This is a genomic window from Nocardia higoensis NBRC 100133, assembly GCF_000308595.1.
Classification (GTDB): domain Bacteria; phylum Actinomycetota; class Actinomycetes; order Mycobacteriales; family Mycobacteriaceae; genus Nocardia; species Nocardia higoensis.
The window spans coordinates 1-16402 of record NZ_BAGA01000015.1 but is presented as its reverse complement, the minus strand read 5'-3'; the positions used below and the strand labels follow the sequence as shown (position 1 = coordinate 16402).

The 16402-nt window shown below is 69.4% G+C and carries 15 protein-coding genes and 1 pseudogene; 8 read left to right on the top strand and 8 right to left on the bottom strand.

The window, feature by feature from the left end; genetic code table 11:
* The 3 genes and pseudogenes from ON26_RS32840 to ON26_RS02355 form a co-directional block, all read right to left on the bottom strand.
* Nucleotides 1-915, bottom strand: a pseudogene (locus tag ON26_RS32840) (hypothetical protein); the annotation flags it as partial.
* A 265-nt stretch (nucleotides 916-1180) separates the two neighbouring features.
* Nucleotides 1181-2089, bottom strand: coding sequence for an SDR family oxidoreductase (locus ON26_RS02360; RefSeq protein WP_040794284.1), 909 nt, complete (start codon nucleotides 2087-2089; stop codon nucleotides 1181-1183).
* Nucleotides 2090-2121: 32 nt separating this feature from the next.
* Nucleotides 2122-2976 (bottom strand): SDR family oxidoreductase, encoded by an 855-nt coding sequence (locus ON26_RS02355; RefSeq protein ID WP_051026557.1) that lies wholly within the window; start codon nucleotides 2974-2976, stop codon nucleotides 2122-2124.
* A 79-nt stretch (nucleotides 2977-3055) separates the two neighbouring features.
* On the opposite strand from ON26_RS02355, the gene ON26_RS02350 reads away from it, so the two are divergent.
* From ON26_RS02350 to ON26_RS02330, 5 genes are all read left to right on the top strand, one after another.
* Nucleotides 3056-3826, top strand: coding sequence for an enoyl-CoA hydratase family protein (locus tag ON26_RS02350; protein WP_040794283.1), 771 nt, complete (start codon nucleotides 3056-3058; stop codon nucleotides 3824-3826).
* A 6-nt stretch (nucleotides 3827-3832) separates the two neighbouring features.
* The gene (locus ON26_RS02345; protein WP_083883672.1) at nucleotides 3833-4708 is read left to right on the top strand and encodes a CoA transferase subunit A; all 876 of its coding nucleotides are present in this window, start codon (nucleotides 3833-3835) and stop codon (nucleotides 4706-4708) included.
* Nucleotides 4708-5469 (top strand): CoA-transferase subunit beta, encoded by a 762-nt coding sequence (locus ON26_RS02340; RefSeq protein ID WP_040794281.1) that lies wholly within the window; start codon nucleotides 4708-4710, stop codon nucleotides 5467-5469. The genes ON26_RS02345 and ON26_RS02340 overlap by 1 nt, the downstream gene beginning before the upstream one ends.
* Nucleotides 5466-6563, top strand: a complete 1098-nt coding sequence (locus ON26_RS02335; RefSeq protein ID WP_040794280.1) for an NAD(P)H-dependent flavin oxidoreductase — start codon at nucleotides 5466-5468, stop codon at nucleotides 6561-6563. The genes ON26_RS02340 and ON26_RS02335 overlap by 4 nt, the downstream gene beginning before the upstream one ends.
* Nucleotides 6564-7247: 684 nt before the next feature.
* Nucleotides 7248-8120, top strand: coding sequence for a hypothetical protein (locus ON26_RS02330; RefSeq protein WP_157171762.1), 873 nt, complete (start codon nucleotides 7248-7250; stop codon nucleotides 8118-8120).
* A 265-nt stretch (nucleotides 8121-8385) separates the two neighbouring features.
* Here ON26_RS02330 and ON26_RS02325 read toward each other — a convergent pair whose 3' ends face one another.
* Nucleotides 8386-9339: a GlxA family transcriptional regulator gene (locus ON26_RS02325; RefSeq protein ID WP_040794278.1), complete on the bottom strand. Its 954-nt coding sequence runs from the start codon at nucleotides 9337-9339 to the stop codon at nucleotides 8386-8388.
* A gap of 144 nt (nucleotides 9340-9483) precedes the next feature.
* On the opposite strand from ON26_RS02325, the gene ON26_RS02320 reads away from it, so the two are divergent.
* Nucleotides 9484-10122, top strand: a complete 639-nt coding sequence (locus ON26_RS02320) for an isochorismatase family protein (RefSeq protein WP_040794277.1) — start codon at nucleotides 9484-9486, stop codon at nucleotides 10120-10122.
* A gap of 16 nt (nucleotides 10123-10138) precedes the next feature.
* Here the strand turns inward: ON26_RS02320 and ON26_RS02315 are convergent, their stop codons facing one another.
* On the bottom strand, nucleotides 10139-10906 hold the full coding sequence (locus ON26_RS02315; RefSeq protein ID WP_040794276.1) for an SDR family oxidoreductase: 768 nt from the start codon (nucleotides 10904-10906) through the stop codon (nucleotides 10139-10141).
* Between the two features lie 101 nt (nucleotides 10907-11007).
* Between ON26_RS02315 and ON26_RS02310 the strand changes: the two genes are divergently transcribed.
* Nucleotides 11008-11868 carry a helix-turn-helix transcriptional regulator gene (locus tag ON26_RS02310; protein WP_040794275.1) on the top strand — a complete coding sequence of 287 codons (861 nt, stop codon included), beginning with the start codon at nucleotides 11008-11010 and terminating at the stop codon, nucleotides 11866-11868.
* A gap of 166 nt (nucleotides 11869-12034) precedes the next feature.
* Here ON26_RS02310 and ON26_RS02305 read toward each other — a convergent pair whose 3' ends face one another.
* A complete protein-coding gene (locus ON26_RS02305) occupies nucleotides 12035-13342 on the bottom strand; it encodes an NtaA/DmoA family FMN-dependent monooxygenase (protein ID WP_040794274.1) in 1308 nt (435 codons plus the stop codon).
* A gap of 183 nt (nucleotides 13343-13525) precedes the next feature.
* On the opposite strand from ON26_RS02305, the gene ON26_RS02300 reads away from it, so the two are divergent.
* Nucleotides 13526-14416 carry a GNAT family N-acetyltransferase gene (locus tag ON26_RS02300; RefSeq protein WP_083883671.1) on the top strand — a complete coding sequence of 297 codons (891 nt, stop codon included), beginning with the start codon at nucleotides 13526-13528 and terminating at the stop codon, nucleotides 14414-14416.
* 183 nt (nucleotides 14417-14599) lie between these two features.
* On the opposite strand, the gene ON26_RS02295 is transcribed toward ON26_RS02300, so the two are convergent.
* Together ON26_RS02295 and ON26_RS02290 are read right to left on the bottom strand one after the other, a co-directional pair.
* Entirely contained in the window at nucleotides 14600-14908 is a 309-nt protein-coding gene (locus ON26_RS02295) for a hypothetical protein (RefSeq protein WP_040794272.1), read from the bottom strand.
* A gap of 234 nt (nucleotides 14909-15142) precedes the next feature.
* Nucleotides 15143-16375, bottom strand: a complete 1233-nt coding sequence (locus ON26_RS02290) for a cytochrome P450 family protein (protein ID WP_040794286.1) — start codon at nucleotides 16373-16375, stop codon at nucleotides 15143-15145.
* Nucleotides 16376-16402 lie beyond the last annotated feature (27 nt).

Sequence of the window (16402 nt, the reverse complement as noted above, 5' to 3'; positions counted from 1 at the left end):
ACCGGCCGAACCGGTACCGAGACCGAGCGCGAGACCACCCGATCCGGCGCCGAGAGCGAGGCCCGCGCCGGCCGAACCGGTCGCCAGGCCCGAACCCACCCCCGCCGAACCGGTTCCGAGCACGGCGCCGAGTCCCGACGATCCGGTACCGAGGATCGCGGCGAGACCGGCCGAGCCGGTGCCGAGCAGGATGGTCGCGCCCGCCGAGCCCGCCGCGGCCGAACCCGCGCCGGACCCGGTGGAGCTGATCTCCGCGGGCGGAGCGGGGGCCGGGGGCGGGGTCAGCGACAGTTCCGGTCCGACAGGGACGGATCCGGGCACGGGAAACCCGTCCTCGCCCGACCCGGACGCCGAGCCGGTCGACAGGCCAGGAAGCTGCGCGATCGGTGCGCCGCTACTTTGTCCGGGATCGGCACCGGCGCCCTGCGAGCCCGCGTTGCCCTGGGAACCCGCGTCGCCCTGGGAGCCCGCATTGCCCTGGTATCCCGAATTCCCGATCCCCGGATTTCCGCCACCCGGATTTCCGTTGTTCGGATTGCCGTTGCCGAGAGTTCCGTCGCCGTTATTGTTCTCGTTACCTTTGTCGCCGGGATTTCCGATCCCCGGGTTCGCCGCGCCCCCGCCGCCGACCGGAATTCCTCCGCGGGAGTCGCCGTCGGCCGGATCACCGCCGGAGTGACCGTTCGCGACGCCGCCGGAATTCCCGTTGCCGGGCACGCCCGCATCGCCGTTACCGGAAATACCCGCGCCGGGGTTTCCGTCGCGGCCCCCGCCCGGGTTCCCGTTCCGGGGATCACCGTGACCGGAGTTGCCGCCGCCCGACCCGCCCTCGTCGACGGGCAGCTCCGCGGGAAGATCGCCGGGGCCGGCGGCGGGTTGGGCGGGTTCGGTGGGGACCGGGCCGGTCGACGGCACGCCCCCGCCCTGCGGCCCTTGCGGCGCGGCCCAGGCCCCTGCGGACGCGGACAGCGCAATTCCGGCAACAGCACTCGCCACAGCCACAACACGCCTCGTGCGACCAGCGGCCATGCGCCGGCCTCCCCTCTTTACAGCGGCAATCCCGCCCGGTCACCAACTCGCGCCCGGACTTCACACAACGGGAGCACATACTAATGCGCGACCCGCATGGTGTCGGAAGAACGTTAGCAACCGCTCGGAGGGGCCCAGCAATCGGCTGGAATCAGGCTCCGTACACCGCTTCCGGCGGCGCGGACTTGGCGATGAGGTCGGCGACGACCGGGCCGAGCTCGGCCGGATCCCAGCGCGCGCCGCGGTCCACGGCCACGCCGTGGCGCCAGCCGTCGGCCAGTGCGACCTTGCCGCCCTCGAGTTCGAAGACCCGCCCGGTGACCCCGGCCGACTCGGCGCTGCCCAGCCACACCACCAGCGGGGAGATGTTCTCCGGTGCCATGGCGTCGAAACCGGAATCGGGCTTGGCCATCATGTCGGCGAAGACCGTTTCGGTCATCCGGGTGCGCGCCGAGGGCGCGATGGCGTTGACGGTCGCGCCGTAGCGGGCGAATTCCGCCGCGGCGGTCAGCGTGAGCCCGGCGATACCGGCTTTCGCCGCACCGTAATTGGACTGTCCGACGCTGCCCTGCAGACCCGCGCCGGAACTGGTGTTGATGACGCGCGCGTCGACCGGACGTCCGGCCTTGGATTCCGCGCGCCAGTACTCGGCGGCATGCCGCATGGTCGCGAAATGGCCCTTCAGGTGGACCCGCACCACCGAATCCCATTCCTCTTCGGACAGATTCACCAGCATGCGATCGCGCACGAAGCCGGCATTGTTGACCAGCACGTCGAGCGTGCCGTAGGTGTCGACGGCCTGCTGGATCAGATTGCGCGAGCCCGCCCAGTCGGCGACGTCGTCGTAGTTGGCCACCGCCTCGCCGCCCGCGGCCTCGATCTCGGCGACCACTTGTTCGGCCGGGCGTTCACCGGTGGCGTCGCCGTGCAGCGAGGAGCCGATGTCGTTGACGACCACCCGGGCGCCCGCGGCGGCGAAGGCCAGCGCGTGCGCGCGGCCGATGCCGCGCCCGGCGCCGGTGACGATGACGACGCGCCCCGCGCAGATCTGCTGATCCATTTCCGTTGTCCTCTTTCCGTTCTCGGTGCGGGTCAGGCCCGCTGCTGCTCGCCGCCTGCCGCGGTGCCGTTGCCCGCGGCGCGAGTGCCGGTCGCGGCAGTGCCCGCGGGGACATTGCCCGCGGTGGACACGGCGAGGAAGGGAGGCCGTTCACCGCCGCCGTGCACCTGCACCATCGCGCCGCTGACATAGGCGGCCAGCGGGGAGGCGAGGAAGGCGGCCACCCGGCCGACATCCGCGGGCGCGGCCAGCCGCCCGAGCGGGATCGTCGAGGCCACCGCGTCGATACCGGCGCGATCGCCGTAGTGCAGCTCGCTCAGTTCGGTCTCGACCGGCCCGACGATCAGGGAATTGACGCGCACCTTCGGCGCCCACTCCATCGCCAGCGACTGGGTGAGGCTGTCCACGCCCGCCTTGGCCGCGCCGTAGGCGGCGGTGCCGGGTGAGGGACGGTGCCCGCTGAGGCTGGAGATCATCACGATCGATCCGCCCTCGGCCTGCTCCTGCATCACGGCATTGGCGGCCTGCGAAACCCACAGCGCGGACATGAGATTCAGTTCCAGGATCTTGGTGTGGAAGTTGACGCTCGCGGTCGCGGCCGGGGCGAACGGCGCGCCGCCGGCGTTGTTGACCGCGTGATCGAGCCTGCCGTAGGTGGCGACCACGGTATCGACCAGGGCGCGCACCGCCTCGGCATCGCGCACATCGCAGGGCAGGAAGTGCGCCTGCCTGCCGTCGCGGCTCACCGGAGTCTCGGGTTCGCGCCGCGCGCAGACGACGACGGTCGCTCCCGCGGCGAGGAATTCCCGGCTGATGCCCGCGCCCACGCCGCGCACCCCGCCGGTCACCAAGACGACGCGATCGGACAGGTCGATTTCGAGTGCCACCGTGCTAACCTACCAAGCAACTGCTTGCTTTGCCAACCACCCGCTTTGTCAACAGAGCGGTGTCAACGAAGGGCCTGCGATGGGGATCAACCGTCACACCGAATCCACCGGCATCGCCGTCGTCACGATCGACTATCCGCCGGTCAACGCCATCCCGACCGACGGCTGGTTCGCCATCGCCGACGAGATCCGCGCGGCCGGGCGCGACCCGCAGACCAAGGTCGTGGTGCTGCGCGCGGAGAACCGCGGCTTCAACGCCGGTGTCGACATCAAGGAGATCCAGAGCAAGCCAGGTCACCAGGCGCTCATCGACGCCAACCACGGCTGCTTCGAGGCCTTCGGCGCGGTCTACGACTGCCCGGTCCCGGTGATCGCCTCGGTGCAGGGCTTCTGCCTGGGCGGCGGCATCGGCCTGGTCGGCAATGCCGATGTCGTGATCGCTTCCGACGACGCCACGTTCGGCCTGCCCGAGGTCGACCGCGGCGCACTCGGCGCGGCCACCCACCTGGCCCGGCTGGTCCCCCAGCACCTGATGCGCGCGCTGTTCTACACCGCGAGCACCATCACCGCCCAGCAGTTGCACCACCACGGCTCGGTGTACCAGGTGGTGCCGCGCGCCGAACTCGACGCCGCCACGCTGAAGGTGGCCGAGAACATCGCCGCCAAGGACGGCCGGGTGATCCGCGCGGCCAAGAAGGCGCTCAACGGCATCGACATCCAGGACGTGCATCGCAGCTACCGCTACGAACAGGGCTTCACCTTCGAGCTGAATCTGGCGGGCGTCGCCGACGAGATCCGCGCCCGCTTCGACGACGACCTCGCGGCGCGCAAGTCCGGGAACCAGGAGTAAGGACCGATGAAAGACAAACGAATGTCGCTCGACGACGTGGTCGGCGAGCTGCGCAGCGGCATGACCATCGGCATCGGCGGCTGGGGTTCGCGGCGCAAGCCGATGGCGCTGGTGCGCGCCATCCTGCGCTCGGACCTCACCGACCTGACCGTGGTCAGCTACGGCGGCCCCGACCTGGGCCTGCTGTGCTCGGCCGGCAAGGTGCGCAAGGCGTACTACGGCTTCGTGTCGCTGGACTCCGCGCCCTTCTACGACCCGTGGTTCGGCAAGGCCCGCACCACCGGCGCGATCGTCTCGCGCGAAATGGACGAGGGCATGCTCAAGGCCGGCTTGGAGGCCGCGGCGGCCCGGCTGCCGTTCCTGCCGATCCGCGCCGGGCTCGGTTCCGACGTGTTCACCTTCTGGGAGGGTGAGCTGAAGACCGTCATCTCGCCCTATCCCGCCCCCGACGGCAGGGCCGAAACCCTCACCGCCATGCCCGCGTTGAACCTCGACGCCGCCCTGGTGCACCTCGACATCGCCGACGAGCACGGCAATGCCGCCTACACCGGCATCGACCCCTACTTCGACGACCTGTACTGCATGGCCGCCGAGCGCCGCTACCTCTCGGTCGAGCGCGTGGTGGACACCGAGGAGCTGGTGAAAACCGTTGTTCCGCAGCAATTGCTGCTCAATCGCATGATGGTCGACGGGGTGGTCGAGGCGCCGAACGGCGCGCACTTCACCTTCGCCGGCGATTACGGGCGCGACGAGAAGTTCCAGCGCCACTACGTGGAAGCGGCGAAGACGCCGGAGTCCTGGCAGCAGTTCGCCGACACCTATCTGGCGGTCTCCGAGGACGAGTACCAGGCCGCCGTCCGCCGGTTCGCCGAGGAGGCGTGATGACCAGCACCGAAACCATCACCCGGGCCGAATACTGCGCCGTCGCGTGCGCGGAGATCTTCGACGGCGCGGGCGAGATCGTCGCCTCGCCGATGACCCCGATGGCAACCCTCGGCGCCCGCCTGGCCCGCCTCACCACCGAACCGGACCTGCTGATGTCCGACGGCGAGGCGCTGTTGCTGGCCGACACTCCCCCGCTGGGCGGCAAGTCCCCCATCGAGGGCTGGATCCCGTTCCGCAAGGTGTTCGACGTGCTGGCCTCCGGCCGTCGCCATGTGGTGATGGGCGCCAACCAGATCGACCGATTCGGCAACCAGAACCTCTCCGCCTTCGGCCCGCACCAGCAGCCGACCCGGCAGATGTTCGGCCTGCGCGGCGCGCCCGGCAACACCATCAACCACGCGACCAGCTACTGGGTCGCCAAGCACAACAAGCGGGTCTTCGTCGACGCCGTCGACATCGTCTGCGGCGTCGGCTACGACAAGGTCGACCCGGACAACCCGGCCTTCCGCTTCCTGAAGATCCACCGCGTGGTGACCAACCTGGGCGTCTTCGACTTCGAGGGCCCCGACCACACCATGCGCGCGCGCAGCCTGCACCCCGGCGTGACGCCGGAAGAGGTCGCCGAGAACACCTCCTTCGAGGTGGCCGGCCTCGCCGAGGCCCCGGTGACCGCCGCGCCCACCGCCGAGCAGCTGCGCATCATCCGGGAAGTGCTCGACCCGAAGAAGATTCGCGAGAAGGAGGTGCCGTCCACGTGAACGCCCCGACACCGCGCTTGCGCACCGCGCTGACCGACCTGGTCGGCATCGAACACCCGATCGTGCAGACCGGCATGGGCTGGGTGGCCGGGCCGAGCCTGGTCTCGGCCACCTCCAACGCGGGCGGCCTCGGCATCCTCGCCTCGGCGACCATGACCTACGCCGAACTGGAAGCCGCGGTCGCCAAGACCAAGGCGCAGACCGATCGGCCGTTCGGCGTGAACATCCGCGCCGACGCCAGCGACGCGGGTGAGCGCATCGACCTGCTGATCCGGGAGAAGGTCGCGGTCGCCTCCTTCGCGCTCGCGCCCAAGAAGGACCTCATCGCCAAGCTCAAAGACGCCGGGGTCGTGGTGATCCCGTCGATCGGCGCGGCCAAGCACGCGGTGAAGGTGGCCTCCTGGGGCGCGGACGCGGTGATCGTGCAGGGCGGCGAGGGCGGCGGGCACACCGGCCCGGTCGCCACCACCCTGCTACTGCCCTCGGTACTGGACGCCGTCGACATCCCGGTCGTCGCCGCGGGCGGCTTCTACGACGGTCGCGGGCTGGCCGCCGCGCTGGCCTACGGCGCGGCCGGCGTGGCGATGGGCACCCGATTCCTGCTCACCCAGGACAGCAGCGTGCCCGACGCGGTCAAACAGGAATACCTGAAGCGGCACCTGCAGGACACGGTGGTCTCGCTCAAGGTCGACGGCATGCCGCACCGGGTGCTCAACACCGAACTGGTGCAGCGCCTGGAACATTCGGGCAACTGGCGCGGCTTCACCGCCGCGGTGTCGAACGCGGCGAAGTTCAAGAAGATGACCGGCATGAAGTGGTCGACACTGGTCCGGGACGGCCTGGCCATGCGCAAGACCAAGGACCTCACCTGGTCCCAGGTGATCATGGCCGCGAACACCCCGATGCTGTTGCGCGCGGGACTGGTCGAGGGCAACACCCAGGCCGGCGTGCTCGCGGCCGGTCAGGTCACCGGCATCATCGACGACCTGCCCACCTGCAAGGAACTCATCGAGCGGATCGTGGACGAGGCCGAGGCGCGGCTCGACGCGCTTGCGGCGCTGCGGAATCCGCCGCAGGCGACTGTCTCGGAGTAGGACCGACACGGCGGGCCCGGGCCGGGCCCGCCGTGCACAGGCACGTCGGCATCTACCTACGCCACCCGTGAAGGCTGTCTATGATCCGTACCGGCGACGCTGAAAACGCTGTTAGCAGCCCATCAACGAGAGGCTCTTCCTCGAACCCGTAGCGGCAGGCGGTGATTTTCCACACCGCTGGCGAGTGGCCAGACCTCGGCGCGGTAGAAGATCCCCGGACCCGGTGCCGCTTCTCCGAGCAGGCGCCCGGTCACAACCCGCAGGCAGACTTTGGCAGCTCTAAGAGGTCAATTCAGAATAAGTCCGCGGGAGCAGAGGACTGCGCGGACGAGGCCGAGTAGGGCTTGGTGGATGTCGGCTGGTTGCGAGCAGACCTTCCTCGCCCTCCGGCAGCTGCGATGTCCGCAGGGTGTTTACCGATTGTGCGCCACATGGTTGGGGAGGTCCCCTACCATCAGTGGGCTGCTTCGGCCGATGTAGCCCGGAGCTCGAGTCCCTGCCTGATCTGAGATGACGGTCTGTCGCGGCCCGGCCAATCGGTTTGGAGTTGTAGTGCATTTCTTGAAGGTTGCAGTCGGAGTGCCGGTTTCGTTGTTAGTGGCTTCTTTGTTGTTGTCGGGGTGCAAGGTCAGCGACACTGCCGCGAGTCAGACTGCTCGCTCGGATGCCGCGTTGTGCGAGACGGTGAGCAAGCACAAGGAGCGGTTCGAGCAGGCCATGGCGGCCACCGATTCGACCAACGATCTGGCGAACCTCGTAAACGGCGCTGGCGCGGTGGGAGACCTGAAGCTGATGTGGCGCGAGATCGCCGCAGTTGCCCCCGCGGAGATCCAGTCCGATGCCGAGGCGACCGCCTCGGCATGGGATACCGCCGAGCAGGAGGGCATCGATCGTGACGGCGCAGGGGCGTTGGCCAACGCGCTGCTCAACACGGGATCGTTGACCCGCTTGAGCACCTATATCGCCGAACACTGCGGCGAGGACCTCGCCCCCGGCCCGGTGCCGCAGTCGCCGACCACCACTGTTCACCAGTCTGCGACGCTGCTCGATCAGACATTCAGCGACAAGGCCGGCTACCAGTACCGGGTCGTGCTCAAGGGGCCAGCGGTGTACACGCCGGTGGTCGACATTGCCAACGCAAAGCCGGGGGCAGCGATCTTCTCCTTCACCCTGGCCACTACCGGCACCATCTACAACCTGACTCCGAATCGCAACGCCCCCCTCCCTGAAGGGGCGGTGGTGGCCGCGGCATGGCCCAGCAGCAGCCAGGCGTGTCAGGTGCTGTCCGCGAATGCATCCAACGCCGACGTCACCTCCGGATACTGCGGGCGACAATTCGAAATTAATGCCCCCTCCACCACCATCGCCTCTGGCGGCTCGCTGAACTTCACCTCGATGGTCGGGCTGATCCTGCCCCTCGAACTAGACGAATCGATGCTGCCCTCGGTGCAGTCCTCGTTCCAGACCCCCTCGGGATGGGCGTTTATGACCGGAGGCGCAGGGATTGCGAGCGTGCCGAACGTCTGCGTCTCCGACCAGCCCGTCTGCGCGAAGTAGTCAACTGCCGCCGCCCCCGGTTCCTACAGCCGAAGGTCGGCTGTAGGCATCCTTTCCCTATCGGCCCTGTCAGACACCGGCGTCATCGACGACCTGCCAGCTGCCAGGAGCTCATCGAGCGCTAGTCTACGAGGCCGAATCTCGCTCGGACACCCTGCGGCCCTGCGCAATCCATCGAAGACGGCCACCACGAAGTAGGCCGCCTCTTCGTCCCGGCCTCGGAACCCGGCGTGGTTCCGGGGCCGTTTCCGTGCGCAGGCGCTCGCTACGCGGGGGCCGGGGCGAAGCGGCGGCGGTAGGTGGTGGGGGTGGTGCCGTAAGCGGTGGCGAAGTTCTGGCGGAGGGTGACGGGGCTGCCGAAGCCGCAGGCCGAGGCGATGGTGTCGATGGGCCAGTCGGTGGTTTCCAGCAGGGCGCGGGCTTCGTCGAGGCGGCGTTCGAGGATCCAGCGGGCGGGGGTCGTGCCGGTGGACTGCTGGAAGTGGCGGACGAAGCTGCGGCGGCTCATGCGGGCGCGCTCGGCGAGCATGTCGACGGTGAGCGGCTCGTCGAGATGGGCCAGTGCCCAGTCCAGCACGTCCCCGATCGCGCCGTCGGTGGCGGGGCGCGCGAGCGGGCGTTCGATGTACTGGGCCTGGCCGCCCTCGCGGTGCGGGGCGACGACGAGGCTGCGGGCCACCCGGGTCGCCGCGGCCACGCCGAGGTGCTTGCGGACCAGATGCAGGCACGCGTCGATCGCCGAGGCGGTGCCCGCGGAGGTGAGCACGTCGCCGTGGTCGATGTAGAGCACCGAGGCATCCACCTCGGTGTCGGGCCTGCGTTCGGCGAGCAGCGCGAGCACCTTCCAATGAGTGACCGCCGCGCGTCCGTCGAGCAGACCGGCGTCGGCGAGCGGAAACGCGCCGAGGCACAGGCCCGCGATCGTCGCGCCGCGCCGATGGGCCTCGATCAACTGGTGCTTCAGTGCTTCCCCCGCGGGCGTGAGCGATTGCGGCCAGGAGGGCACGACGACGATGTCAGCGCTGTCCAGGATCTCCGGCCCGGCGACGTCGCCGATCGAGTAGCCCTCGGCGGTCCGGACGGAACCTGGCCGGTCGGACCACAGCCGGGTCTGCCAGTCCGCCGCCAGCCCGAGTCTGCCGACCTCGCCGAACACCGTCAGCGGCACGGCGAGATGGAACATGGGGAAGCCGTCGAGGGCGTAGACAGCGATCTGCACGGCGACTCCTCAGGATGGCCCGATTCCATCGAAAGTATGCATCCGTGCCACTCGTCCTGCCACGGCGGGTATCGAAGAATCGGACCTCGACGCCCGCACCGGGCGCGCGCAGTACGTCGGGAACCTCACGGAGAAATGGCAGCCATGACCACAGCACACCGGGCCCTCGTCGTCGTCGATGTCCAGCAGGAGTACTTCGGCGGCCCGCTCGAGGTCCAGTACCCGCCGCGCGAGGAGTCACTCGCCAACATCGCGGCCGCGATGGATGCCGCTGCGGCCCAGGGCATTCCGGTCGCCGTCGTGCAGCATCGCTCGCCCGAGGGCGCGCCGGTGCTCGCCGAGGGCACCCGCGGCTGGGCGCTGCGGCCCGAGGTGGCGCAGCGGATCACGCCGGACACCAAGCACATCCACAAGGTGCACGGCAGCGTGTTCGCGGGCACCGACCTCGCGGAGTGGTTGCGTGCGCGCGGCGTCGACACCATCACCGTCGTCGGTTACATGACCAACAACTGCGACCTCGCCACCGTGGTGGAGGCGGAGGGCCTGGGCTTCACCGCCGAGATCCTCTCCGACGCGACCGGCGCGATCCACCTGGCCAACGAGGCCGGCGAGGTGTCGGCGCAGACGCTGCACGCCACCTTGATGGTGCTGTTCCAGTCGAATTTCGCCGCCGTCGGCACCACCGCGGAATGGGTGGCGGCGCTGACGTCGGGTGCGCCGCTGGTCAAGAGCAACCTGGTGGTCTCGGCGCAGCAGGGACAATCGGCCGCCGCCCTGGTGTGAGCCGCCGGCGCGACCATCACCAGGGCAGTCGCCCGTACTCCACCCCGTCGGTCGCGCCCCAGCGGTAGCCCCACAGCTGCCCGGTCGGGCCGTCGGCGGGCAGCGTCGCCAGATGCACGATCGGCTCGGCCCCCTGTTCGGGGGTGCGGAATCCGCTGTTGCCGTTGAGATCTGTCGCGCAGAAGCCGGGATTCGCCGCGTTGACCTTGATCGGGGTGTCCCACAGCTCCTTGGCGTACATGGTGGTGATCATGGTGAGGGCGGTCTTGGAGGACGGGTAGGTGATCGCCGCCATCGACCACATCGGGCCGTTCCGGTCGTTCATCAGCTCGACCGACCCGACCTCGCTGGAGACGTTGACAATGCGCGCGGCCTCGGCGCGGCGCAGCAGCGGCAACATGGCGTTGGTGACCGCGACCGGGCCGAACACATTGGTCTCGTACACCGTGCGCAGCGTGCCGACCGTGGTGAGCGACGGCAGGTGTTCCTCGAACGTTCCGGTGATGGCGGCGTTGTTGACCAGAATGTCGAGCCGGCCGAACTCGGCGTCGATGTACTCGGCGGCGGCGGTGATCGAATCGGCATCGGTGACGTCCAGCCGGACGAACCGGACATCGCCGCCCTCGGCGGCCAGTTTCTCCGCGGCGGCCCGGCCGCGCTCGGGATCTCTGGCGCCGATCAGGACGGTGACGCCGCGGGCGGCGAGCGAGCGTGCGGTTTCGTAGCCGAGGCCCTTGTTGGCTCCGGTGATCAGGGCGACGGTGGTCGTGTCGTTGTTCGTCATGTCACCAACGCTGCCACCGCGTTCGCCGGCCGGGGAGGGCCGGACGAGCGTGGTATCACCGGTACCACCCTGGACGGATCGCGAGCGAGCACACTGGGGACATGGCGAACCGGACCGATCTCGCGGCCTTCCTGCGGGCCCGCCGCGCCGACCTGCGCCCCGCCGACGTCGGGCTCCCCCACACCGGGCCGCGGCGCACCCCTGGCCTGCGGCGCCAGGAGGTCGCGCAGCTGGCGGGCATCTCCGTCGAGTACTACGTGCGCCTCGAACAGGCCCGCGGCCCGCACCCCTCGGCCCAGGTGCTCGGCGCGCTGGCCAGGGCGCTGATACTCACCGCCGACGAGCGCGCCTACCTGTACCGCACCGCCGGACACCCGCCGCCGGTGGTGGCGGGCCCGGACCGCACCGTCTCCGTCGCCGTCCGCGCCATTCTGGACGGGCTGACCGCCATGCCCGCCTACGTGACCGACGCGAGCTACGACATCCTCGCCTGGAACGCCCTGGCCGTCCCCTTCATCTCCGATCTCACCGACGCCCCCGAGGCCGACCGCAACATGGTCCGCTGGGCGTTCCGCCGCCCGGCCGACGACCCGAGCTGGTCGGATCCGGAGACCCTGAATTTCGCCAGGACCACCGTCGCCGACCTGCGCGCCGCCTACGCCCGCTATCCCGGTAATCCCGCCCTGTCCGGTCTGGTCACCGAACTGCTCGGCACCGCACCGCGTTTCGCCGAGATGTGGGCATCCCAGGACGTCGCCGAGCGCCGCCACCACCGCAAGCGGGTCACCCACCCCGAATACGGCGTGCTCGACTTCCAATGTCAGGTGCTGCACCTGCCCGACAGCGATCAGCGCATCATCGTCTACTGCGCCGATCCCGGTTCGCTCACCGAGGCGGTGTTCCGTGAGCTGGCCGACGGCACGCGGCCCATCGTCGCCCTGGCACTGCCGGGTGCGCGATGAGCGGCTGACCCGCGCGTCGGTGTCGACGGGCCGGTCCCCCGGTTCACGACCCGCGAACTGCTCCGTCGAGGAATCCGAACGGCGCCGCGAAAACGGATGCCACACGGCATATCTCCGAGGTGCGCGGGTGCCGGCCGCGCGGGAGGGCGACGCGCTGTCCGACCGATCAGGCCGAGCGATCGGGCAATGGGGGAAGTTCCAGGTTGTCGCGGAAGGTGCCGCCGATGTAGTCGGTGCCGACGATGCCGCGGCGACGCAGTTCCGGCAGCAGTCCGTTGGTGACGAAATCGCGGGTCCTCGGATCCGCGAGTCCGCTGAGCCCGATGACGTCGAGAACGCCCGCGTCGTAGCGCTCCTGGATCGCGTCGGCGAGCTGTTCCGGGGTGCCCGCCGCCGCCCAGTGCCCGGTGTCCTTCGAGGCCACGATGAGTTCGCGCAGGGTGCGACCGGACCTGGCGAGCCGGGTGAAGATCTCCACCCGGCCGCGACGGCGGTTCACCGATTCCAGTTCGGGGAGCAGGGATTCGGGCAGCGGCCGATCCAGCGGCAGGTCGGTGAGATCGACGCCGCCGCCGAGCATGTCGGCGAGCCGGTGACGGCCCGCGTCGAAGTCGGTGGCCTCGTCGCGCTCGCGGACCAGGCGCGCGGCCTCGGCCTCGGTGGCGCCGAAGGTGGCGTGCAGGGAACTGAAGATCAGCGGCAGACCACCGGGACGGCCGAGTTCGGTTGCCCTGGCACGGATTCGCGCGGTGTACTCGAGCGCGTCGTCGAGGGTCGCCAGCGAGGTGAACACCACCTCGGCGAACCGGGCGCCGAGTTCGATCCCGCCCGCGGACTGCCCGGCCTGGAACTGCACCGGCCTGCGCTGCGGCAACGGCGGGATGTTGAGCGGACCGGCGACGGTGAAGTAGCGGCCCCGGTAGTCGATCGGGTGGACCAGGTCCGGGTCGAGCTTCGCCCCGCCCGCGCCGTCGGAGGTGAGCGCGCCCGGCTGCCACGAGTCGAACAACGAGTTGACCACCTCGAGCGATTCGGTGGCGCGAGCGTAGCGCTCCTCGGGGCTCGGCAGCTCCAGGTCGCTGTAGTTCTCCTCGCCGAGCGAGGAGGTCACCGCGTTCCAGGCCGCCCGGCCGTTGCTCACGTGATCGAGCGTGCCGAACAGCCTGGCCAGGTTGTACGGGTGGTGGAAGGTGGTGGTGACGGTGGCGATCAGCCCGACGTGCGAGGTGACCGCGCTCAGCGCCGCCAGGTAGATCAGCGGCTCCTGCGCGCCGATGGCGCCCTGCTTGCCGAAGGAGAGCAGGTCGGCCGCGAAGAGCGCGTCGAACTTGTTGTCCTCGGCGATCTTCGCGACCTCCAGCGCCGAGGCGAGGGTGGATCTGGCCGGGTCCACCGCCGCCGCGTAGATGTCCTCCCCACCGCTCACGCCGGTGACGGTCTTCAGCGGCCTGCGACGTGCGTTCTGCTCTCCCACCCGATCGACGGTAGGCCGGACGGAAAGGGGTGGAACAGGGTTGGGGTCCGGGTGATTCGACGGGAATACGCCCGTCACGCTGCATATTCCGGATGACCGCGCGCCGGTCGCGCCGAGCGGGTGCCCCACGATGATGGGCAGCGCGAAACTGCTGCGGCCGGTTCGTGCGGCGCGAGTGTCCGGATGGCGTGGAAGTCTCTCTGCGCCAAAGCGCTGCCCGACCGGGTTCCTGCACGCCGGGATCCGCATCGGTTCAACAACATCGAATATGGTTCGCGCATGTTTCCCGTGTGGCGGATCGCGTATGTCAGAGCGGCTCTTCAGCAGTGCCCCTGGCGTGCTGCCGCTCGCAGGCTGGCGATGTGGATCGCATGGGTCGGGGCTCCGGCGGTCGGTGTCGGGCTCGCGTTGACGGTCGCGGCGGACGTATCGGGCTCCCCCGCAGAGGAACTCGTTATCGCCCTCTGGGCGGTGCTCGGAGTGGGCACCCTGCTTGTCGCGATCGCGTGGCGGGTCAGCGACCTCGTCGAGAAGGAAATCAGGGCAGGTTACGACCTGCTGCGAGAGGTCGAGTCCGCACGGCTGCTGATGCGGCCACCGGTACCCCAGGATGCGGTCGCGCTCGCCGCCACGATGGATGCGGAGATGCTCACCGGGAACGGGTGGACGGACCGCCATGCTCGGGAAATAGTGCAGGCCGTCGGGTCGGGGCGCCCGACTCCGGGGCTTCTCGTGTTCGAGGCGTGGTCGGACGGGGCCCTGGTAGGTGGCGCGACCGTGCAACCGAGTAGCGACGACGAATCGTCGCGATCTCTCGGCTGGTGGATCGGACCACGGCACCGGCGCGCCGGTTACGCGGGCGAAGCAGTGGCCGCGCTGGTCGAGGCGATCCACGAGGCGGGTTTCCTTGTCGTCGAGATCGGTACGTCCGAGTCGAATCTCGCGGTGCAGCGAATCTGCGACAGGATCGGGGCAACGGAGAAGGATCGGCGACCGCAGCCGTTGCCGAATGGATCGGTCGTCCCGGCAATCTGGTACGAGCACCGCAGGGATCCTGCACAAAATCCTCGGTGACCCGGCCGAGGTCTCGGAGGCATCGGAGCCGGCACAGCCGCCGTGGCTGTCGGCGAACTCGATCAGGTCCAGGTCGTCTGTGCCTGGCTGCGCGAATCGAAGGCAGCCAGCAAGGACCTCATCAAGTGTCGACTCCCCGCCAAGTGGCCGCCGATGGGAGTCAAGGGGTTGCCCACGTCGCACTCAGGGATTCGGATTCCACCCACGCACCCGGGGAATCACCGCCTGCGGCACGACCAGCGTCGCGGCCAGGGTGAGCGCTTTGGTCGCTGTCCCGAAGTGTTCCAAGCTCGGGGCCAGGATCGCGGTGGCGCGGATCTTGTGGGCGCTGTCGATGATGAGCGTGGTCGGCATGAACGTGTCCTCGTCGATATCGAGAACGTGAGTGATGGTGCAGCCGTGCGCCGCGGCGAGTTCGACGAGCGTGTGCCGGTCGGCCTCGAGCGCGGAGCTGACGCTGAGGTTCAGCAATCCGAGAGCGATGGTGCCCATACGTTTCCTTCCATCCATCCGCGATCGCGGAAGTACTGGTAGCCGTTCCTGCTCACCAGGAGCGCGGCGACCTTGGTCGAGCAGTGCCACGCACAGTCGCCGTGGCGCAGCAGCGCGTTCTCGGCATCCAGAGGCGAGCGCGTCGGCCAGCGCGGGTTGTCGTGGCGACGCTCATCAGCGACGCGGATGCTGGGTGCCCGCTCGAGCGGGACCACTGCGCAGTTCGGCGGAGTATCAGCGGCCACGGTGTTGCCCTCCCGGATCGCGCGGCCGGTCCAGATAGGCGGGCAGCGACCGGTGTCCTTGAGATACGAAACTGGGCAGCGCCTGCAATTCCCCCGGCTCGACAGCGAGCGTCAGATCGGGAAACCGCCCGAACAGAGCGGGCAGCGCTTCGATGGCCTCCAATCGAGCCAGCGCCGCGCCGAGGCAGTAGTGCGGCCCGTACCCGAAGGACAGATGCTCCTTGTTCGGCCGGGCCGAGTCGAAGACGTCGGGGTCCGGGCCGTGCAGATGCGGGTCCCGGTTGGCGGCGGCGAAGCAGGCGAGAATCGCGTCCCCGGCTTCGATCCGCGTGCCCGCGATGTCGATATCGGTGACCGCATAGCGCAGCGGCAGGTTCGGCACCGGCGGCGCGTACCGCAAGCACTCTTCGATCAGCTGCGACCACGTCACGGCGCCGACGCGCAACTGAGCCAGCAGTTCGGGCCGGGTCAGCAGTTGGCAGACGGCTCGATCGATCAGGTTGACGGTGGTCTCGTAGCCGGCGCTGATCACCAGCAACAGCGTGTGGACGAGTTCTTCTTCGCTGAGCCGATCGTCGTTATCGCGGTGGCTGATGAGCAGGCTGGTCATGTCCGGACCGGGGTCGAGACGGCGGCGCGCCACCAACTGCGTCAGGGTGTCGACCAGCTCGGTGAAGGTGGTCCGCGGGTCCCGCCGCGGACTGGTGGAGAAGATCTCGTCGACACACACCCGCAGTCGCGGTTGCAGTTCGGCGGGGACTCCCATCAGGGCGGAGATCACCCGCAAGGGCACCTGGGTGGCGTAGTCCTCGCGCAGGTCGATCACCGTCCCGTCGGGCCGGGCGGCGAGATCGCCGAGCAGCCTGCGGATGATCATCCTGATCTCCGGCCGCAACGCGGCGACGCGGCGAGCGCTGAAGGCGGGGCCGACGAGTCGGCGCAGACGGTGGTGCTCTTTGCCGTAGGCGGTGAACATATTGCGCACCGACACCCACGCGATCTGCGGCCAATCCGCGGGCACTTGCCCGGCGATGAAGGCGGGCCAGTGTCGATGGGCGTCCTTGGACACCCGCCAGTCGGTGAACAGTTGCTTGATCATCTCGGCATCGGTGACCGCCCACGCGGGGATATCGCCGGGCAGCATCACCCGGACCAGAGGCCCGCGCTCACGCAGCGCGATGGCTTCACCGATGATGTCGGCGCCGGTGGCGTCGAGCCGGATCGGGCCGGGCTCACGGCCAGGCGCGGG